The sequence below is a fragment of the Arthrobacter arnarulunnguaqae genome (assembly GCF_051262515.1).
In the GTDB taxonomy this organism is placed as follows: Bacteria; Actinomycetota; Actinomycetes; order Actinomycetales; family Micrococcaceae; genus Arthrobacter_N.
Window position 1 is genome coordinate 1 of record NZ_JBIMER010000045.1, and the last position, 376, is coordinate 376.

1 pseudogene is annotated in these 376 nt (G+C 67.3%); it reads left to right on the forward strand.

What is annotated here, in order from left to right:
• Positions 1 to 121: 121 nt before the first annotated feature.
• A pseudogene (locus ACHAAJ_RS15600) lies at positions 122 to 376 on the forward strand (integrase catalytic domain-containing protein); the annotation flags it as partial.

The following is a 376-nucleotide window of genomic DNA, read 5'->3' on the forward strand; positions in this document are numbered from 1 at the left end:
CGCGTTGACTCAGTGGAGATGCTCGCGAAATGGGGTGCGTGCCTCATTTAGAAATGCTCGCGAAGCTCTGGCGGTCTGTTCGGGCATCGGGTCTGCTGGGGCGATGGTGCAGGGGATGTCGATGGGTGCGCGTCGGGAGATCACGCGGGGTCTGGCTGTGGAGTACGCGAAGGCGAGCAAGAGCCAGAAGGGCGTGTTGCTGGATCACGTGTGCGGTGCGATGGGCTGGTCCAGGGCCAACGCCCGTCGCCAGCTTGTCGCTGCGGTGGTGCGCCGCGCCGGACCTGTCCCGCTGCCGCGTCGACGGGCCCGAAAATACAGTGCGTCCGCGCAGCGGGTCCTGGAACGGGTGTGGACGCTCTCCGGGGAGCCGTGC